The organism is Sphingopyxis sp. MWB1 (assembly GCF_000763945.1).
GTDB lineage: Bacteria > Pseudomonadota > Alphaproteobacteria > Sphingomonadales > Sphingomonadaceae > Sphingopyxis.
In genome coordinates this window covers 2,302,127-2,320,041 of the sequence record NZ_JQFJ01000002.1, presented here as the reverse complement: position 1 = coordinate 2,320,041, position 17,915 = coordinate 2,302,127, and the positions used below count along the sequence as shown (strand labels likewise).

15 protein-coding genes are annotated in these 17,915 nt (G+C 65.9%); 8 read left to right on the top strand and 7 right to left on the bottom strand.

Features of this window, described 5'->3' with window-relative positions:
- Positions 1 to 2: 2 nt before the first annotated feature.
- Both rpsP and ffh read right to left on the bottom strand, forming a co-directional pair.
- Positions 3 to 548, bottom strand: coding sequence for a 30S ribosomal protein S16 (gene rpsP / locus JV18_RS0111570; RefSeq protein WP_033074611.1), 546 nt, complete (start codon positions 546 to 548; stop codon positions 3 to 5).
- Positions 549 to 585: 37 nt separating this feature from the next.
- Positions 586 to 2,046, bottom strand: a complete 1,461-nt coding sequence (gene ffh / locus JV18_RS0111565; RefSeq protein WP_033074610.1) for a signal recognition particle protein — start codon at positions 2,044 to 2,046, stop codon at positions 586 to 588.
- Positions 2,047 to 2,323: 277 nt separating this feature from the next.
- Here ffh and JV18_RS0111560 point away from each other — a divergent pair, with 277 nt between their 5' ends.
- From JV18_RS0111560 to JV18_RS0111535, 6 genes are all read left to right on the top strand, one after another.
- Positions 2,324 to 3,964: a putative bifunctional diguanylate cyclase/phosphodiesterase gene (locus JV18_RS0111560; RefSeq protein ID WP_033074609.1), complete on the top strand. Its 1,641-nt coding sequence runs from the start codon at positions 2,324 to 2,326 to the stop codon at positions 3,962 to 3,964.
- A 49-nt stretch (positions 3,965 to 4,013) separates the two neighbouring features.
- On the top strand, positions 4,014 to 4,820 hold the full coding sequence (gene dapF, locus JV18_RS0111555) for a diaminopimelate epimerase (protein WP_033074608.1): 807 nt from the start codon (positions 4,014 to 4,016) through the stop codon (positions 4,818 to 4,820).
- Positions 4,817 to 6,064 carry a MiaB/RimO family radical SAM methylthiotransferase gene (locus JV18_RS0111550; protein WP_033074607.1) on the top strand — a complete coding sequence of 416 codons (1,248 nt, stop codon included), beginning with the start codon at positions 4,817 to 4,819 and terminating at the stop codon, positions 6,062 to 6,064. The genes dapF and JV18_RS0111550 overlap by 4 nt, the downstream gene beginning before the upstream one ends.
- A complete protein-coding gene (gene ftsY, locus JV18_RS0111545; protein WP_033074606.1) occupies positions 6,061 to 6,987 on the top strand; it encodes a signal recognition particle-docking protein FtsY in 927 nt (308 codons plus the stop codon). The genes JV18_RS0111550 and ftsY overlap by 4 nt, the downstream gene beginning before the upstream one ends.
- The gene (locus JV18_RS0111540; RefSeq protein WP_033074605.1) at positions 6,984 to 7,664 is read left to right on the top strand and encodes an inner membrane-spanning protein YciB; all 681 of its coding nucleotides are present in this window, start codon (positions 6,984 to 6,986) and stop codon (positions 7,662 to 7,664) included. The genes ftsY and JV18_RS0111540 overlap by 4 nt, the downstream gene beginning before the upstream one ends.
- A 75-nt stretch (positions 7,665 to 7,739) precedes the next feature.
- Positions 7,740 to 8,312: a urate hydroxylase PuuD gene (locus JV18_RS0111535; RefSeq protein ID WP_033074604.1), complete on the top strand. Its 573-nt coding sequence runs from the start codon at positions 7,740 to 7,742 to the stop codon at positions 8,310 to 8,312.
- A 39-nt stretch (positions 8,313 to 8,351) separates the two neighbouring features.
- Here the strand turns inward: JV18_RS0111535 and JV18_RS0111530 are convergent, their stop codons facing one another.
- The 5 genes from JV18_RS0111530 to JV18_RS0111510 all read right to left on the bottom strand — a co-directional run bounded on the left by JV18_RS0111530 (position 8,352) and on the right by JV18_RS0111510 (position 14,379).
- Positions 8,352 to 8,906, bottom strand: a complete 555-nt coding sequence (locus JV18_RS0111530; protein ID WP_033074603.1) for a gamma carbonic anhydrase family protein — start codon at positions 8,904 to 8,906, stop codon at positions 8,352 to 8,354.
- Positions 8,903 to 11,173 carry a fused MFS/spermidine synthase gene (locus tag JV18_RS0111525; protein WP_033074602.1) on the bottom strand — a complete coding sequence of 757 codons (2,271 nt, stop codon included), beginning with the start codon at positions 11,171 to 11,173 and terminating at the stop codon, positions 8,903 to 8,905. Before JV18_RS0111525 ends, JV18_RS0111530 begins: the two co-directional genes overlap by 4 nt.
- Positions 11,173 to 11,712, bottom strand: a complete 540-nt coding sequence (locus tag JV18_RS0111520) for a GNAT family N-acetyltransferase (protein WP_033074601.1) — start codon at positions 11,710 to 11,712, stop codon at positions 11,173 to 11,175. The genes JV18_RS0111525 and JV18_RS0111520 overlap by 1 nt, the downstream gene beginning before the upstream one ends.
- Complete coding sequence (gene hemB / locus JV18_RS0111515) at positions 11,709 to 12,707, bottom strand: porphobilinogen synthase (protein ID WP_033074600.1); 999 nt, start codon at positions 12,705 to 12,707, stop codon at positions 11,709 to 11,711. The genes JV18_RS0111520 and hemB overlap by 4 nt, the downstream gene beginning before the upstream one ends.
- Positions 12,708 to 12,813: 106 nt before the next feature.
- Positions 12,814 to 14,379, bottom strand: coding sequence for a M23 family metallopeptidase (locus tag JV18_RS0111510; RefSeq protein ID WP_052071943.1), 1,566 nt, complete (start codon positions 14,377 to 14,379; stop codon positions 12,814 to 12,816).
- 297 nt (positions 14,380 to 14,676) lie between these two features.
- On the opposite strand from JV18_RS0111510, the gene JV18_RS0111505 reads away from it, so the two are divergent.
- The gene (locus tag JV18_RS0111505) at positions 14,677 to 17,508 is read left to right on the top strand and encodes a helicase-related protein (RefSeq protein WP_033074598.1); all 2,832 of its coding nucleotides are present in this window, start codon (positions 14,677 to 14,679) and stop codon (positions 17,506 to 17,508) included.
- Positions 17,505 to 17,843, top strand: coding sequence for an RNA-binding S4 domain-containing protein (locus JV18_RS0111500; RefSeq protein WP_052071940.1), 339 nt, complete (start codon positions 17,505 to 17,507; stop codon positions 17,841 to 17,843). The genes JV18_RS0111505 and JV18_RS0111500 overlap by 4 nt, the downstream gene beginning before the upstream one ends.
- Positions 17,844 to 17,915: the final 72 nt, after the last annotated feature.

Below are 17,915 nucleotides of genomic sequence, written 5' to 3'. Positions count from 1 at the left end.
GTTTAGCCTTCGGCCTTTTCTTCGCCTTCGGCCGGAGCCGGGCCGCCTTCGGCGACTTCTTCGGCGATGGCAGCGGCGTCTTCAGCCGGCGTATCGGCGGGGACTTCGTCCGCCACAGCGTCGGCAACCGCTTCGGCGGTTTCTTCGCTCTTCACCGAACCGGTCGCATCCGATTCAGCCGCAGCGGCTTCCTTGGCGGCTTCTTCGGCTTCAGCCAGCTTAGCAGCCTTTTCCTCGGCGCGTTCCTTGGCCTTGTCGCCCGGCTCGGCCTTTTTGGGATTGTTGCGCGCGGCGCGCTCCTTGAGGCCGGCGGCGTCGAGGAAGCGGGCAACACGGTCGGTCGGCTGTGCGCCGACGCTCAGCCAATGCTTGGCGCGATCGGTGTCGAGCTTGACGCGCTCCGGATTATCCTTGGCGAGCAGCGGGTTGTAGCTGCCGATGCGTTCGATGAAGCGACCATCGCGCGGACTGCGCGAATCGGCAACAACGATCTTGTAATAGGGGCGCTTTTTCGAACCGCCGCGCGAAAGGCGAATGGAGGTAGCCATGATATTGTCCTTCTTGCTTTAAACTTGTCTGCCGGAATTATTTCTTTTTATTCATCAAATTGGCGAGGTCGGGCGGGATGGCGCCGCCGCCGAGGCCGGGAATCCCGCCCGCGCCGCCCATTCCGCCGCCGCCAAGGCCCGGCATTCCGGGAATGCCGCCGCCGCGCCCCAACAGCGCGCCGAGGCCCTTGAGCCCGCCCATCTTGCGGATCTTCTTCATCGCGGTGGACATTTCCTGGTGCATTTTCAGCACCTTGTTCACCTGTTGCACGCTGGTGCCCGAGCCATTGGCAATGCGTACCTTGCGTTTTGCGTTGATAATCGCGGGATTGGCGCGTTCCTTGGGGGTCATCGACCCCATGATCGCGTCCATATGGACCAGCGTCTTGTCGTCGGTGCCGCTCTGCGCCACCGCCGCCTGTGCCTTTTTAAGGCCGGGGATCATCGCGGCCAGCGCACCAATGCCGCCCATGCGGCGCATCTGGTTCAGTTGCGTACGAAGATCGTCGAGGTCGAACTGACCCTTCGCCATCTTCTTCGCCATCGCCTCGGCTTCTTCGGCCTGGATGGTTTCGGCGGCGCGTTCGACAAGGCTGACGACGTCGCCCATGCCAAGGATACGGCCCGCGATGCGTGAGGGCTGGAAAAGCTCCAGCTCGCCCAGCTTCTCGCCCGTGCCCGCAAATTTGATCGGCTTGCCGGTAACCGCGCGCATCGACAGCGCCGCGCCGCCGCGCGCATCGCCGTCCATACGGGTGAGGACAACGCCGGTCAGCGGCACCTGGTCGGTGAAGCGCTGCGCGACCTGCACCGCATCCTGGCCGGTCAGGCTGTCGACGACGAGCAGCGTTTCCGCCGGATTCGCCGTGCGCGCCACCGCCTGCATTTCGTCCATCAACTGCTGATCGACGTGGAGGCGGCCCGCGGTGTCGAGCATCAGGACATCAAAACCCTGAAGCTTTGCGGCTTGCAGCGCGCGACTCGCGATTTCGGTCGGCTGCTGCCCCGCGATGATCGGCAGGGTCGCAACGTCGATCTGCGTGCCAAGCACGGCAAGCTGTTCCTGCGCCGCCGGGCGATTGACGTCAAGCGACGCCATCAGCACCTTCTTGCGCTCTTTTTCTTTCAGCCGCTTGGCGATTTTCGCGGTGGTCGTGGTCTTGCCCGACCCCTGAAGCCCGACCATCATGATGACCGCGGGCGGCGTGACGGCCAGCTCCAGCTCGGCAGTTTCGGAACCGAGCATTTCGGTCAGCGCGTCGCTGACGATCTTGACGACCTGTTGTCCCGGCGTGACCGAGCGCAACACATTCTGGCCGATTGCAAGTTCGGTGACCTGATCGACGAAGCTGCGCACGACGGGCAGCGCGACATCGGCTTCGAGCAGCGCGATGCGAACCTCGCGCATCGCCGCACGCACATCGGCCTCGGTCAGCGCGCCGCGACCGCGGAGCTTTCCGAAAACATCGCCAAGCCGATTGCTCAGACTGTCGAACATGCGCCTCAAAAATCCCTTCTGACACACCGCAACGCAAAAGACGCCGGTGAGCGAAACCTCGCCAACCAGCGGCTATCCGTGGACAGAAATTCCGTCGCGGATGTCGATTGTTCGCCCGCAAGATGCGGACGGACCGCAGCGCCCTTACGCAAATTGGCGGCAAAAGACAAGCGGCAATGCGGGGGGACACGCGCGCAAGCCAGGTCTTAACCCGACTTAACCCAAATTTCACCGCTTGCCGTCCATAGCGGGGCGGTCAAGTGGGGGAAATGACCAGATGTCCAAATCAGCGGCCGACGGGAAACCGCAGGATCGACGCGACAGCGCGCAGCGCGATATCGTCGGCGGGGGCATCGTCGTCGCCGCGATTCTGCTCTTCATCGGCACGGGCGGCACGGTGATGCAAGCGGCGGTCCGTACGCTCGCCGGGCTGGGCGGGGGGCCGGATCAGACGCTGGCCGCCGCGATGATCCTCAACATCGCACTCATCCTGTTCGGCTGGCGGCGTTATGAAGACCTCAATCGCGAAATTCGCGAACGCACCGAGGCCGAACAGCGCGCCCGCTATCTGGCGGATACCGACCCGCTGACGGGCTTTGTCAACCGCCGCGCGCTGATCGGCAAGGGGCAGGCGCTGCTGACCGAGGCGGCGAGCGAAAAGCGCCATGTCGCGCTGTTCCTGATGGACCTCGACCATTTCAAGACGGTCAACGACATTCACGGCCATGCAGCGGGCGACCGCGTGCTGACGGTTGCGGCTGAACGCATCACCGCCACCCTGCCCCCGAGCGCGATGAAAGCGCGCCTCGGCGGCGACGAATTTGTCGCGCTTTTGCCCTTTGACCCGGCGGCGCGCGACGATATTGACGCGCTGGCCGGACAATTGCTGCGCGCTCTGGAAGAGCCGATCGATCATGACACACAGCAGATCCGGGTCGGCGCCTCGCTGGGCATTGCGCTCGCCCGCGACAGCAATGCCTTGATGGAAACCGTCGTCCGCCAGGCCGATATCGCCATGTATCATTGCAAGGAAAAGGGCCGCAATCGTCACATCTGGTTCGAAACCGGCATGGAAATGGCGGTGCAGGTCCGCAACCAGATTGAAAATGGCATTCGCGACGGCATGCCGCGCGGCGAGTTCATCCCCTATTTCGAGCCGCAGGTCGACATGGCCACCGGTCGCCTCGTCGGTTTCGAAATGCTGATGCGCTGGGACTCGCCCGAACAGGGGCTGGTGCCGCCCGAACGCTTCATCCCCATTGCCGAGGAAAGCGGGCTGATCGGTGAATTGTCGCTGCAGGTCATTCGCCAGGCGATGAATATAGCGCGTGACTGGGACCCCTCCATCAGCCTCGCGGTCAATATTTCGCCGCGCCAATTGAAAGACCCCTGGTTCAGCCAGAAACTGACCAAGCTGCTCGTCGAAACGGGCTTTCCCGCCAGCCGGCTCGATGTCGAGATTACCGAAAGCTCGCTGTTCGAAAATCTGGCGCTGGTCCGTTCGATCGTCACCAGCCTCAAAAATCAGGGCGTATCGCTCAGCCTCGATGATTTCGGCACGGGCTATAGCTCGCTGTCGCATCTGCGCGCGCTACCCTTTGACCGGATCAAGATCGACCGCAGCTTTGTCACCGCCTTGCGCGAAAGCGCCGATGCACAGGCCATCGTCGTCGCCATCGTCCGGCTGGGCGACAGCTTGTCGATGCCGATCACCGCCGAAGGCGTCGAGGATGAAGCCACCGCGCGCGAACTCACCCGGCTGGGCTGCGCCAAGGGGCAGGGCTGGTATTATGGCCGCGCCGCCTCCGCTGGCGAAACGGCGAAACTGCTCGCCTCCCGCGGGCTGCTGCGCGCGCCCCTCACTCCCGAAGGCGCCGCCGCTGCCCCCGATGCGGAGCCGCTGCGGCACAGCGCCTGACACGACCCATTGCTAGACTTCGCGGGCCTGCGCCCTTACATGCGCGGCTATGGCAGATCGCTTCACCAAGATGCACGGCCTCGGCAATGATTTTGTCGTTATCGACGCGCGCGAGACGCCGGTCGAGATGACCCCGGCGCGCGCCCATGCCATCGCCGACCGCCGCCATGGCATCGGATGCGATCAGCTCATCCTGCTTGAACCGTCCGAAAAGGCCGAGGTGAAGATGCGTATCTTCAACGCCGATGGCAGCGAGGTGGAGGCGTGCGGCAATGCCACCCGCTGCGTCGCGACGCTGATCGGCAAGCCAGCGGTGATCGAGACTTTGGGCGGAATGCTGCGCGTCACCCCCGCCGATGGCGGCGCCGAAGTGACGCTGGGCGAACCCGGTTTTGACTGGGAAGCGATCCCGCTCGCCATGCCGATGGACACACGCGACATGCCCGTCGCGTGGGACGAGCTGGAGCATGGCGCCGCGGTCAATGTCGGCAATCCGCATATCATCTTTTTCGTGCCCGAAGCCGATGCGGTGCCGCTCGCCGAACTGGGACCGCGGATCGAAACCGACCCGCTGTTTCCGGAGCGGATCAATGTCAATGTCGCAAGCCTTGATGGCCCCGACCGCCTGCAACTGCGTGTGTGGGAACGCGGCGTCGGGCTGACGCAGGCGTGCGGCACCGGCGCCTGTGCCACCGCCGTGGCGGCAATCCGCAGCGGCCTGGTGCAGTCGCCCGTTACCGTCGCCCTGCCCGGCGGCGATCTGGTCATCCATTGGGCCGAGGGCGAGCCGATCCTGATGAGCGGCGCGGCGACCCGCGTGTTCGAAGGCGAAACCGACTGGGCCCATTTCGGATGAGCCGCGGCGACAGCGTCGAGGTCGTCAATTTCGGATGCCGGCTGAACATTGCCGAGGGCGAGGCCGTGCGCGTCGCTGCCGCGCAGCAGCCGGGCAGCGCGCGCGAACGGATCATCTTCAACAGCTGCGCGGTCACCGATGAAGCGGTGCGGCAGGCGCGGCAGGCGGTGCGCCGCGCGCTGCGCGAACGGCCCGGCGCCGAGGTGATTGTCACCGGATGCGCGGCGGAGCTGGAGGCAAAGCGCTTTGCCGATATGGGTGCGCGTGTGGTGCCCAATGACGCCAAGGGACAGGCGGAAAGCTATGGCGCGGCACAAGCCGCATCCCCCGTCCCGCGCTCTACCCCTGCCCCCTATACCCCCGCCCTTTCGGGCGCCGATCATGCGCGGGCCTTTCTGGGGGTGCAGACGGGTTGTTCGCATAGTTGCACCTTTTGCGCGACCGTTCTCGCGCGAGGCGGCGCGCGGTCGGCGAGTATCGAGGCGGTGGCGCGGGCGGCGCGCAATGCGCTGGAACGCGGACAGCGCGAGGTCATTCTCACCGGGGTCGATCTGGCGAGCTATGGCGATGATATGGGCAGCAGCCTCGGCGCGCTGGTCGAGGCCCTGCTCGCGCTTCCCGTCGAACGGCTGCGCCTGTCCTCGCTCGACCCCGACCGCGTCGATGATCGCCTGTTCGCGCTGATCACAGGGGAAGCGCGCATCATGCCGCATATTCACCTGTCCTTGCAGGCAGGCGACGACATGATATTGACGCGCATGAAGCGCCGCCACCGCCGCGCCGATGCCGTGCGGCTGGTCGAGCGGCTGAAGGCGGCGCGGCCCGACATCGCTATCGGTGCCGATTTGATCGCCGGATTTCCGACCGAGGATGAACGCATGTTTGCCAATTCGCTGGCGCTGATCGACGATATCGACATCGTCTTCGGCCATATCTTTCCCTATAGCCCGCGCGCCGGAACCCCCGCCGCACGCATGCCGCAGGTCGGCCGCAGCGTGGCGCGGCAGCGCGCCGCCCTCTTGCGCGAGGCCAATGCCCGTCGCCGTCACGCCTGGCTCGACGCACAGCGCGGAAATCGCGCCGCGATGCTGGTCGAACGCGACGGGGTGAGCGGCCATGCCGAAAATTTTGCGGCGCTGGCGCTGGATGCCCCCGCCGCGCCGGGCAGTATTTTGCCGGTGCGGATCGGCGCGCGCGACGGCGACCGGCTGCATGTCACCGCCGTGCAGGAGCAGGCGGCATGAGCGGCGCAAGCTGGAGCGAAAGGCTGCTCGGCGGCCTCAAGCGCACGTCGGAGCGGCTGGGCGAAAATCTGTCGGGGCTGACCGGCAAGGCGCGGCTCGACGATGAGGATCTCGACCGCATCGAGGAAGCGCTGATCACCGCCGATCTTGGCCCGGCGATGGCCGCGCGCATTCGCGACCGCCTGTCCGAACGCCGCGACATTGCCGCTGGCGGCACCGAGGAATTGCGGCGCATCGTCGCCGAAGAAATCGCCGCCGTGCTGCGCCCCGTCGCCGAACCGCTCGACATTGATGCCTTTCCGCGCCCGCAGGTGATCTTGGTGATCGGGGTCAACGGGTCGGGCAAGACGACGACCATCGCCAAGCTCGCGCACCTGTTCCAGGAACAGGATTATGGCGTGATGCTGGTGGCGGGGGACACGTTTCGCGCTGCTGCCATCGGGCAGCTCAAGGTCTGGGCCGAACGGCTGGGCGTGCCGATCATGGCAGGCCCCGAGGGCGGCGATGCCGCCGGCATTGTGTTCGACGCGGTGAAACAAGCGACGGCGACGGGCATCGACGTGCTGATCGTCGATACCGCCGGGCGGCTGCAGAACAAGCGCGAGCTGATGGACGAGCTGGCCAAGATCAAGCGTGTGCTCGGCCGCCTCAACCCCGCCGCGCCGCATGATGTGGTGCTGGTCCTTGATGCGACCACCGGGCAGAATGCGCTGTCGCAGATCGACGTCTTCCGCGAGGTGGCGGGGGTGACGGGGCTGGTGATGACCAAGCTTGACGGCACCGCGCGCGGCGGCGTGCTGGTCGCCGCCGCAGAGCGCCACGGCCTGCCCATCCACGCCATCGGCATTGGCGAGACGATGGAAGATTTGCGCCCCTTTGACGCCGATGAAATTGCCGGGATTATTGCAGGAAATATCCGATGAACACACCGGTCGATCAGCTTCCCGCCGGACCCGAGCCGGTTCCCGCGCCGCCGCCCGCCAAACATGGCTGGCTGAATTTCGCGATCGACTTCGGGCCCCTGCTCGTCTTTTTCATCGCGTACAAGCTGACCTCGGGCGGCGAAGGCGCCTTTGCGGCGACAACGGGCGCGATCAAGGGCACCGTGGCCTTCATGGTCGCCATCGTCATCGCGATGGCGGTATCGAAATGGAAGCTCGGCAAGATTTCGCCGATGCTGTGGATGTCGAGCCTGCTCGTCATCGGCTTTGGCGCGCTGACCATCTGGTTCCATGACGCGCGGTTTATCGTGATGAAGCCGACGATCATCTATGGCGCCTTTGCGCTGATGCTGCTCGGCGGCTGGTGGACGGGGCGCCCGCTGCTCAAATATCTGCTCCAGTCCGCGCTGGAAGGCGTGACCGAGAAAGGCTGGCTGCTTCTGTCGCGCAACTGGGGGCTGTTCTTTGCCGCGCTCGGCATCGGCAACCATGTCATGTATGAATTGATCCAGCGCGGAGACATGAGCTTCGACCTGTGGCTGACGGTCAAGGTCTGGGGGATTACCGCGCTTTCCTTCCTCTTCACGCTGACGCAGGTGCCGGTGATGCTGAAAAACGGTCTCGCCATTGCGGAAGAAAGCCCCGCCGACAAAAGTTGATGCGCGCCCCTCCCGCTGGCATACCAGCTGCTAGGCGGAGCAAAAGCCCCGCCCTGCAAGTGGAGGGGAACAGGGATGGATCGGTTTTTCGGAAATCTTCATGCCGTGCTGGCGGCGGGGCTGGTGCTCGCCGTCATCGTCATGCTGGGTCTGAACGGTCAGAATTTCGAGGATGGCATTGCGGCGGGCAATGCGATCATGCGCTGGCTGCACACATTTTTCGGCGTGCTGTGGATCGGCCTGCTTTATTATTTCAACTTCGTCCAGATGCCGACGATGCCCAAGATTCCGGCCGAGCTGAAACCGGCGGTGGGCAAGCATATCGCGCCGGCGGCGCTGTTCTGGTTCCGCTGGGCGGCGCTGTTAACGGTGGTTTTCGGGCTCGGCATCGCCTTTCATGCCAAATATGCCATTCCGGCGCTGAGCCTGCAGGCGCCCTATCAGCTGATCGGCGTGGGCATGTGGCTGGGGCTGATTATGGCGTTCAACGTCTGGTTCCTGATCTGGCCCAACCAGAAAAAGGCGCTGGGACTGGTCGAAGCCGATGAAGCGGCGAAGGCCAAGGCGGCGCGGACCGCGATGATCTTTTCGCGCACCAACACTCTGCTGTCGATTCCCATGCTCTATGCGATGGTGAATTTCAGCTAGGGCCTTCGCTCCCCTCCCGCTTGCGGGAGGGGGCAGGCGTCAGCCTTCCACCGCGGCTTTGTGCATCCGGCCATTTTCGACATAATGGGCGACCCCGGCCTGCATTCCGGCGGCCTGTTCTTCGCCAATCTCACGAATACGCCGCGCGGGCGCGCCCGCCCATAGTTCGCGCGCGGGAATTTCCTTATGCTCGGTGAGCAGCGCCCCGGCGGCGAGCATCGCGCCGCTGCCGATGCGGCAGCCGTTCATCACCGTCGCCTTGAGGCCGACAAAGGCGCGGTCATCGAGCGTGCAGCCATGGACCATCGCCATATGGCCGATGAGCACATCTTCGCCGATGATCGTCGGATAGCCGTCGGGGCGGTGCGGCATCGGCCCGTCGCAGTGCAGCACGCTGCCATCCTGAACATTGGAGCGGGCGCCGATGCGGATCTGGCTGACATCGGCGCGTAGCACGCAATTATACCAGATGCTGACATCGGGTCCGATCACCACATCGCCGATGATGCGGCAACCCGGCGCGATAAAGGCGCTGGGGTCGATCTGCGGCGTCTTTCCGTTGACGCTGATGATGCTGACATCGGGATAGTTCATTCGCGTTTCCCCAGAAGATTCTTCCATATGAGCACAGGCAGGGTCGAGGCGTAGTCGTCGGTCCAGCGGGTAAAGCCCGCCCGGCCCGCAAGCGGGACCCAGACATTGTCGGCGTAACTTTCCGCGCGTGGGCGCGTGCCCCCGGTGAAGGCATCGAGCCGCGCCTGTGTGGGTGCAAGGGCAACCCAGCTCGATGCCGTGAAATTGGTGAACTCGCGCGTGCGCGGCCCGGGATCGAGCCGGATCGCCGCCGCCCAGCCGCGCGCCCGCGCCTCTGTATCGAGCACGGGTTCGAGCCCGAAAAAGCGGTTCGAAATATGGATGAGCAAAATGCCGTCGGGCTTGAGCGCGCGCGCATAAATGCCCACCGCTTCCTTCGTCAGCAGATGGAGCGGGATGGCATCGGACGAAAAGGCGTCGATCACCAGCATGTCAAATTGCGCGGGCGGCAATTTTTCAATCTCCAGCCGCGCATCGCCCACCCGGATCGCGGCCTGCGGCGCGCATTCGGAAAGGAAAGTGAAATTGGCGGAATCGCGCGCAATATCGACCATCACCGGGTCGATTTCGAAAAAGGTCCATGTCTGGCCGGGCTGGCGATAGCAGGCGAGCGTTCCGGCGCCGAGGCCGACGATACCGACCGCCGCATCCTTTGGCGCCAGCCGGTCGAGCTTGCCAAGCGCAAGGCCAACCCCCGATTGCGGGCCATAATAGGTGGTCGCTTCATGCTCATGGCCCGCATCGGTGCGCTGCAGCCCGTGAAGCGTCGTGCCATGGGCGAGCCGCCGTTGCTGGCGATAGCTGTCGTCGGTGACGGTATAGACGCCGAAATAGCTGCGAACGCGCGATCCGGTCAGGCTTTCCTCGATCGTGCTCCAGCCGCCAATCCCCAGCATCAGCATCATCAGCACCGCGACAAAGGCGGCGCGCCAGGGAATGACGGCGAGCCCGATAGCGACCAGCGCGCCGCCCCACAGGAACGCCTCGTCATCAGCGACGCCGCGCCAATGTTCGACCAGATGCCAGCAGCAAAAGGCGGCGATGGCGAGCAATATTCCCAGCGCGACGCGCAGCCGTCCGTCCGCAAGGCCCAGCCATTTGTCCCAGGGAATGAGCGCGGGAAGCGGCAGCAGCAGCGCCGCGCCGATGACGAGAAGCGGATGTTCATAGACCCAGTCGAAGAGCAAGGGCGCGACAAGCGCGGCGAACAGGCCGCCGAGCACCCCGCCCGCCGACATGATCAGATAAAAAAGCGTAAGGTAACGCGGCGACGGGCGCAGATAGTGCAAATAGCCATGCAGCGCGGTCGCGACGATGAACAGCATGATCAGGCTGGCAAAGGCGACGAACATCGAACTGCCGCCCGCGCCGAGCAGCGCGAGCCCGCCAACGAGCAACAAAGCCGAGGGCGCGATGAAGGTGATAATTTCGCGAAGCCGCGACAGGGTCGAAAAGGCGATGGAGAAGCTGAGCAGATAAAGGCCGAGCGGCAATACCCAGAGCAAGGGCATGGCGACGATATCGGTGGTGAGATGCGTCGTCGTCGAGAGCATCAGGCCCGAGGGCACGGCGGCGATCAGCAGCCAGTGGATACGGCGGCGGAGCGAGGGTGCCCCCTCTTGCTCCTCGCCAACGCTTTCATCGCTGGCGACCGGCGCCATTGCCCCCGATGCCTGCCAGCGCGACGCGGCGGCGGCGGCGACCAGCGCGAGCAGCAGCATATAGCCCGCCGCCCAGCCCCAGCTTTGCGCCGCGAGCGGGAAATTGGGTTCGACCAGCGCCGGATAGCTGATCAGCCCGGCAAAGCTGCCGAGGTTGGAGGCGGCATAAAGATAATAGGGGTCGCCCGCCGCGGGATCGGCGGCGAACCAGCGCTGGATGAGCGGCGCCTGCGCCGAGACGGCAAAGAAGACCGGGCCGATCGAGGCGATGAGCAGCAGCGGCACCCACAGGGCCTCCTGCCCCGGCGCGGGCGGCGCGATATGGGCGATGCCGATGGGAAGCCACAGGACGGCGAGCAACAGCAGCGCGAGATGGATCAGCGCCTGCCGCCGTAGCGCGAAACGCCCCACCCAATGGGCATAGGCATAGCCGCCCAGAAGCAGCGCCTGATAGACGAGCATCGCGCTGTTCCACACCGCCGGCGCGCCGCCCAATTTGGGCAGGACCATCCGCGCCACCATCGGCTGGACGAGGAAGAGGAGGAAGCTGCCGACGAGGATCGTCAGCACGAACAGCCAGCGGCGAGGGGAATTGGACGCGATCATCAACAATCCCATGTCGAGCGCGGCAGGGCATAGGTGACATGGGGGCGCAAAGCATCGCCTTCCGACAGCTTGGGATGATCGAAATCAAGCCCCGCCTGATATTGCATGCCCAGCCGCTCCATGACGGCACGGCTGCGGACATTGCCGCGCCAGGTGATCGCCCACAGGGCATCGTCATCCAGACTGTCGAACGCCCATGCGACTGCGGCCCTGGCGGCTTCGGTCGCATAGCCCGCGCCCCAGCAGTCGCTCGCAAGCCGCCAACCGATTTCCGCCTTGCCCGCGACAGGTCCGGCGCTGCCGCGAATGATCCCGCACCAGCCGATCAGGCGGGCATCGTCGCGTCGCTCCAGCGCCCAGAAGCAATGGCCATGTTCGGCCATGATGCCGCGCATCCGGTCGATCAGCGCTTGCGTCTGGGCAAGGTCGAGCGGCGGGCCGAGCGTCGCCATGACGGCGGGGTCGCTGCAAATCGCCTGAAAGGGCGCAGCATCGGCGTCGCTCCATGGACGCAGCAGCAGCCGCTCGCTTTCGATCATGCGCCGAGAAGCCGCGCCGCGTGGAGCGCGTGATAGGTCAGCACCCCGGACGCGCCCGCGCGCCGGAAGCCGAGCAGGGTTTCGAGCACCAGCGCGTCGCGGTCGCCCGCGCCCGCCGCGGCGGCCGCCTCGATCATCGCATATTCGCCCGATACCTGATAGGCATAAACGGGAACGGCGAAGGCCTCCTTCACCGCGCGGACGATGTCGAGATAGGGCAGGCCGGGCTTGACCATCACGCTGTCAGCGCCTTCGGCCAGATCCTGCTCAACCTCGCGCAGCGCCTCTTCGGCATTGGCGGGGTCCATCTGATAGCTTTTCTTGTCGCCCTTCAGGAGGCCGCGCGAGCCAACGGCGTCGCGGAACGGCCCGTAAAAGGCCGAGGCATATTTGGCGGCATAGGACATGATCTGGACATGGCCGAAGCCTTCGGCTTCCAGCGCGGCGCGGATCGCGCCGACGCGCCCGTCCATCATGTCGCTGGGCGCGATAATATCGGCGCCCGCGCGCGCCTGGTTCAGCGCCTGTCCAACCAGCACTTCGACGGTTTCGTCATTGAGCACATAGCCGCGCTCGTCCAGCAGCCCGTCCTGCCCGTGACTGGTATAGGGGTCGAGCGCGACGTCGGTGAGCACGCCGATGTCATCGCCCAGCGCATCCTTGATCGCGGCAACCGCGCGGCACATCAGATTGTCGGGGTGGAGCGCCTCTGCCCCGTCGTCGCTGCGCCGATCGGCCTGCGTATAGGGAAAAAGCGCAAGGCAGGGGATGCCCGCCGCCACCGCTTCGCGCGCGCGCGCAACCGCAAGATCGACCGACCAGCGCGACACGCCGGGCAGGCTGGCGACGGGCTGTTCCTCCCCCTCACCCGCACAGATGAACAAGGGCCAGATCAGATTGGCGGGCGACAAATGGGTTTCGCGCACCATGGCGCGGCTCCAGCCGGTGCGGCGGGTGCGGCGCAGGCGCAGCGCGGGGAAAGCGGCGTGAGTCATGGCCCCGTGCATAGCCGCGCTTCGCCGCCGGGCAAATGGATAATGGCGGTGGGTGGGTCCGGGCGGTGCGGGCGGGCCTTGGCCTTGGGGTCGCGGCGCCCCTGGCTCAGGGAGCCGAGCCCTCGGCCCGCTTGGCCGCGACATCGGCGAGCGAGCCGAGCATCGGGGTTTCGGCCTGTTTGGGCGCAATGGGTTTCAGCGCCGCGCCGGGAGCGATGGCGGTGAGGGTGCGGATGCGCGCGCGGAAGGCGGAAAGCTCACGCCCTTCAAGCTGGGCGCGGGTGACAAAGCTGACCGAGGAGGGGTTCACCGCGCGGCCGTTGCGATAAAGTTCATAATGCAGATGCGGCCCGGTCGACAGGCCGGTCGAACCGATATAGCCGATCACCTGCCCCCGGCTGACCCGCTGGCCCGCGCGCACCGCGATGCGGCTCATATGACCATAGCCGGTGCCAAGGCCGCCGCCATGGTTCAGCCGGACATAATTGCCATAGCCGCCGTTGCGACCCGCCATGGCGACGGTGCCGTCGGTGACGGCGTAAATGGGCGCGCCATAGCCGCCGCCAAAATCAATGCCGCTGTGCATCCGGCGATAGCCCAAAATCGGATGGCGGCGCATGCCATAGGTGGAGGTGACGCGGCCATTGGTCGGCCGGACCATGCCGCCGCGCTGCTGCCCGACGCCTGAGGCTTCGAACCATTGCCGGCGCCCGTCCTTGGTCCATTCGAGCATCGACAGCTTGGACTTTCCGTCGCGGATCAGGCCGGCGTAGAGCAGCTTGCCCGTCTCGCTCTCCCCCGTTTCGGCGCGGCGATAATCGACGATGATGTCAAATTCATCCGACGCGCGGATATCGCGGCCGACCGAGATTTGCTTGCTGATGACGCGCAAATAGGCCTGGATCGCCTCGGGCGGCGCCCCGGCCGCGCGCGCCGCGCGGTAAAGGCTGTCACCCACCCGGCCGCGAATGCGCAGCGGGGTGGTATCAACAGCGATGGGAATGCGGCGCATCACCAGCCGCCCGTCGATCCGCTCTATCTCGATCCGAAGGTCAAAGCGCGCACGCATCGCCAGCGCCTCGACCGGGCGCGGCATGGTGCGCGCGGCGCGGCGACCGAGCACCAGATTGACGCGCGTTCCCGGCGCAATATCGCCAAGCGGCACCGCGGATCCGACCTGATCGGCGAGCAGCCGCGCCTCGTCGCGCCCGACGCCCGAGCGTTCGAGCAGGCGCGCAAAGCTGTCGCCGCGCGCCAGGGTGGCGGTGAGTTCGATCTGCGGGCGTTCCGGCGTGCTGGTGAGCGGGCGCACGGCATCGGTCGCCGCCATATGCCGCCCGCTGTCGCCGCCGAAGGCAAGCGGAACGATCATCTGCGCGCGCGCTTCGTTGAAATCGGCGGCATCAAGCACAGGCGCGCCGCCGATTTGGAGCGGCTTCATGCCGGGGAAAGTCGCAATCGCCGACCCGCACAGCAAAGTCAGCGTGGCAAGCCCGCGCCACCATTCGGCGGACCCGATATTATCGCCAAGGTCAGGAACGAGATCGAGGCTGGCGAGCCGGTCGCGCCATGTCGGCGCGGCGTCGGCGGGCGCGGCATCGCCGGGTTGCAGGCCAATTGCCTGCGCCCCAATTGCCTGCGAAAGCGCAAGCGCCGCCGCATTGCCAGACATCCCCGCTATGGGCTCATGGCGTTGAAACAAGATGCAACCCCCGCTCGGCCGGTCCCAAGCTTTGGCCGGACGCTCGACATTAATCGTCCTGCCTGTCTGTAAACAAAGGCCCTTAAAGTCAATTTAACGGCTGCGCTGCGGCGGCCCCTTGCGGCAAAACGTGGCCTCATCAGGATATGATGTGGCATGGACGTGGAACGGACGGAACGCAGGCAAGGAAAAGACGCCATCCCTCCATTTCGCGGCGATAGGCTGTTGCGCGGCGGCGCAGCCCATGCCAGCGTAGCGCCAAAGACAATGGCGCCATCCTCTTCCCATCTGGTCAAGGCTGTCCTTGGCCCCACCAACACCGGCAAAACCCATTTGGCGGTCGAACGGCTGACGGCGCACGCCAGTGGCATGATCGGCTTTCCGCTGCGCCTTTTGGCGCGCGAGGTTTATGATCGGGTCGTAGCGATCAAGGGCGCAAACGCGGTGGCGCTGGTAACGGGCGAGGAACGAATCATCCCGCCCGACGCGCGCTATCTGTTAGGCACGATGGAGGCGCTGCCGATCGAGCGCGACGTCGCCTTTGTCGGGATCGACGAAGCACAGCTCGGCATCGACCCCGAACGCGGGCATGTCTTTACCGACCGCATCCTGCGCGCGCGCGGGCGTGAGGAAACGATGATCCTGGGATCGGCGAGCGCCGCCCGGCTGGTGCGCGATCTGGTGCCCGAGGCGGAGATTGTCACCCGCCCGCGTTTCTCGACGCTGAGCTATGCCGGGGCCTCCAAATTGTCGCGCCTGCCCAAACGCTCAGCCATTGTCGCCTTTTCCGCCGAGGAAGTTTACGCCATCGCCGAAATGCTGCGCCGCTTTTCCGGCGGCGCGGCGGTGGTGATGGGGGCGCTCAGCCCCAAGACACGCAACGCGCAGGTCGCGATGTTCGAAGCGGGCGAGGTCGATTATCTCGTCGCCACCGACGCTATCGGCATGGGGCTGAACCTGAATGTCCGCCATGTCGCCTTTGCCAGCCTGCAAAAGTTCGACGGACGGCGCGTCCGGCGCCTGACCGTGGCTGAAATGGCGCAGATTGCGGGGCGCGCAGGAAGGCACCAGCAGGACGGCAGTTTCGGCACCGTCGGCACGCCGCAGAGCGGCTTCACGCCCGAGGAAATTCATGCCATCGAGGGGCATCATTTTCCGCCGCTTCACAGCTTCTTCTGGCGCAATCCCACCCCCGATTTCGCCACGCTCGACACGTTGCTTGCCGACCTTGCGCGGCCGCCCGCGCATGAGGCGCTGCGTCCCGCGCCCGAAGCGGTCGACCTCGCGGTGCTCAAGCATCTGGCAGGCGATATGACGGTGCGCGCGCGCGACCGCGATGCCGAAGCGGTCCGGCGCCTGTGGGACGTGTGCGGCCTGCCCGATTTCGAACAATTGGGCGCCGAACATCACAGCCGCACCGTGTTGAAGCTCTGGCAATGGCGCACCGCGGGCGACGGGATGATCGACCCCGACTGGTTCGCCCGCCGCCTGGCGAAGCTGAACGCGATGGAAGGCGATATTGACCAGCTCGCAAGCCGCATCGCCGCCGTCCGCACGCTCTGTTTCATCGCCCAGCGCGGCGACTGGATCGCGGGCGCGGCGGGCTGGGCCGAGGAAACGCAGGCGCTCGAATCCAGATTGTCCGACGCGCTGCACGCCGCCTTGTCGCAGCGTTTCGTCGACCGCCGCCTGGCGCTGTTGCTGCGCGATGCCGGACAAAAGCGCGCCGCGCTTCCCGTCGCGGTTGCCGCCGACGGCACGGTCGCGGTCGATGGCGAAGCGATCGGAACGCTGCACGGCTTTCAGTTCCGCGTCGATCCGGTGGCGCGGGCGAGCGACCATAAGCTGTTACTCGCTGCGGCGGAGCGGCATTTGCAAGGTGAGCTTTCCCGCCGGGCGGCGGCGCTGGCCGAAGATGACGGCAGCGGCCTGGCGCTGATCAGCGAAGCGGACGAAGCGCCGCGCCTCGGCTGGAGGGGTCAGGTGGTGGCGACGCTGTGCAAGGGATCGTCGCTGGTGCAGCCCGCAATTCAGGTCGATGCCACGCTGCGCCGGCTCGACCCGCCGCAGGTGCAGGCGATGACCGAACGGCTCCACCGCTTTGTCGCCGACCAATTGGCCCGTCACGCCGCGCCCCTCGCTGCCATGGGGGCCGCCGCCAGCGATTTGTTCACCCCGCCGCGCATTCGCGCGCTGCTGGCGGCATTGGTCGATGGCGGCGGGAGTATCGCACGCGCATCGGTCAACGACCAACTGCAGGCGATCACGGCGGAGGAACGGCCGCAGCTTCGCAAGCTGGGCCTCACCATCGGATCGCTCGATATTTTCCACCCGCAGCTTTTGAAGCCCGAAGCGGTGCGCTGGCGCGCCGCGCTGATCGCGGCACAGCAGGCGGCGCCGCTGCCTCCCCTGCCCCCGCATGGCGCGGTGCTGCAAAAGGCGGGCCTGCCTGCCGGGCTGGAAATTGCAGGCTTTCGCCGCTGTGCCTCGGGCTGGCTACGTATCGACATGGCCGAAAAGCTGGCGCGTCAGGCGCATGCCGCGCGCATGCAGGCAGCCGCCCCGCCCACCGCGCCGGTGGCAGGCGACGCGCAGCAGGAAGAGGAGCAAGGCGCGGAAGCCGAAACCCCCGACGCCATATGCGTCGCCGATCCGCCCGGTTTTGCCATCGACCCGGCGCTCGCCACGTCGCTGGGCCTCGACGAGGAAACGCGCCGCGCGCTGTTGCAAGCCTTTGGCTTTCGCGCCGTCGGCGACCCCTTGCTCGAACGCTGGCGCTGGGCCGGGCTGAAAAAGCGCGACAAAGGGCGTCGCAAACGCCCGCATTCCAAGCATCGCCAATCGCAGTCGCAGGCGGACAACGAGGGCCGCGCCCAAGCGAGCGGCGGCAGCGTCAAGGCCAAAGGCAATGGCGAAGCCAAGGGACGCGGGAACGGGAGCAGCAAGGGCGGAGGCAAACCCAACCGCCGAAACAATCCGGCATTGGAGCCCGCCGGCGCAACGCGCGCAGCGCGCGGCGCGCAACGACGCGCCCCCTCACCCCACAGCCCCTTTGCCGGGCTCGACAAGCTTTTGGCGCAAGGACGCAAGGACGGATGACCCCAAAGCGCGCGGCCGAGACGATCCGGCTCGACAAGCTGCTTTGGTTTTTACGCTTTGCTCGGTCGCGCAGCCGCGCGCAGGCCATGATCGCCGCTGGGCATATCCGGCTGGACGGACGGCGCGTGACGCGCGCTTCTTGTGCGGTCCATTGCGGCCAGACGCTGGTTTTGCCGCTGGATGAGCGAATCGAAGTGATCCGGCTGCTTTCTCTCCCCCTGCGGCGCGGGCCACCGCCTGAGGCGCGCGCCTGCTACAAAAGGCTGATCGAAGGTGAAGGAGCAGCCCAGCCGACTAAGCAAAGCGCGGCAAGCTGCGCTTTGTCTGTCCGTTGAAAAGCTGCCTCCCCGGCGCTCGCCAGCCTCGCTAGAGCAGCGGCGGACAGTGAGAGTGATTCGCAACTGTCC

Coding starts and splice junctions, on each gene's coding strand:
- rpsP (WP_033074611.1), bottom strand. CDS start 548: ATGGCTACCTCCATTCGCCTTTCGCGCGGCGGTTCGAAAAAGCGCCCC.
- ffh (WP_033074610.1), bottom strand. CDS start 2,046: ATGTTCGACAGTCTGAGCAATCGGCTTGGCGATGTTTTCGGAAAGCTC.
- JV18_RS0111560 (WP_033074609.1), top strand. CDS start 2,324: ATGTCCAAATCAGCGGCCGACGGGAAACCGCAGGATCGACGCGACAGC.
- dapF (WP_033074608.1), top strand. CDS start 4,014: ATGGCAGATCGCTTCACCAAGATGCACGGCCTCGGCAATGATTTTGTC.
- JV18_RS0111550 (WP_033074607.1), top strand. CDS start 4,817: ATGAGCCGCGGCGACAGCGTCGAGGTCGTCAATTTCGGATGCCGGCTG.
- ftsY (WP_033074606.1), top strand. CDS start 6,061: ATGAGCGGCGCAAGCTGGAGCGAAAGGCTGCTCGGCGGCCTCAAGCGC.
- JV18_RS0111540 (WP_033074605.1), top strand. CDS start 6,984: ATGAACACACCGGTCGATCAGCTTCCCGCCGGACCCGAGCCGGTTCCC.
- JV18_RS0111535 (WP_033074604.1), top strand. CDS start 7,740: ATGGATCGGTTTTTCGGAAATCTTCATGCCGTGCTGGCGGCGGGGCTG.
- JV18_RS0111530 (WP_033074603.1), bottom strand. CDS start 8,906: ATGAACTATCCCGATGTCAGCATCATCAGCGTCAACGGAAAGACGCCG.
- JV18_RS0111525 (WP_033074602.1), bottom strand. CDS start 11,173: ATGATCGCGTCCAATTCCCCTCGCCGCTGGCTGTTCGTGCTGACGATC.
- JV18_RS0111520 (WP_033074601.1), bottom strand. CDS start 11,712: ATGATCGAAAGCGAGCGGCTGCTGCTGCGTCCATGGAGCGACGCCGAT.
- hemB (WP_033074600.1), bottom strand. CDS start 12,707: ATGACTCACGCCGCTTTCCCCGCGCTGCGCCTGCGCCGCACCCGCCGC.
- JV18_RS0111510 (WP_052071943.1), bottom strand. CDS start 14,379: ATGTCTGGCAATGCGGCGGCGCTTGCGCTTTCGCAGGCAATTGGGGCG.
- JV18_RS0111505 (WP_033074598.1), top strand. CDS start 14,677: ATGGCGCCATCCTCTTCCCATCTGGTCAAGGCTGTCCTTGGCCCCACC.
- JV18_RS0111500 (WP_052071940.1), top strand. CDS start 17,505: ATGACCCCAAAGCGCGCGGCCGAGACGATCCGGCTCGACAAGCTGCTT.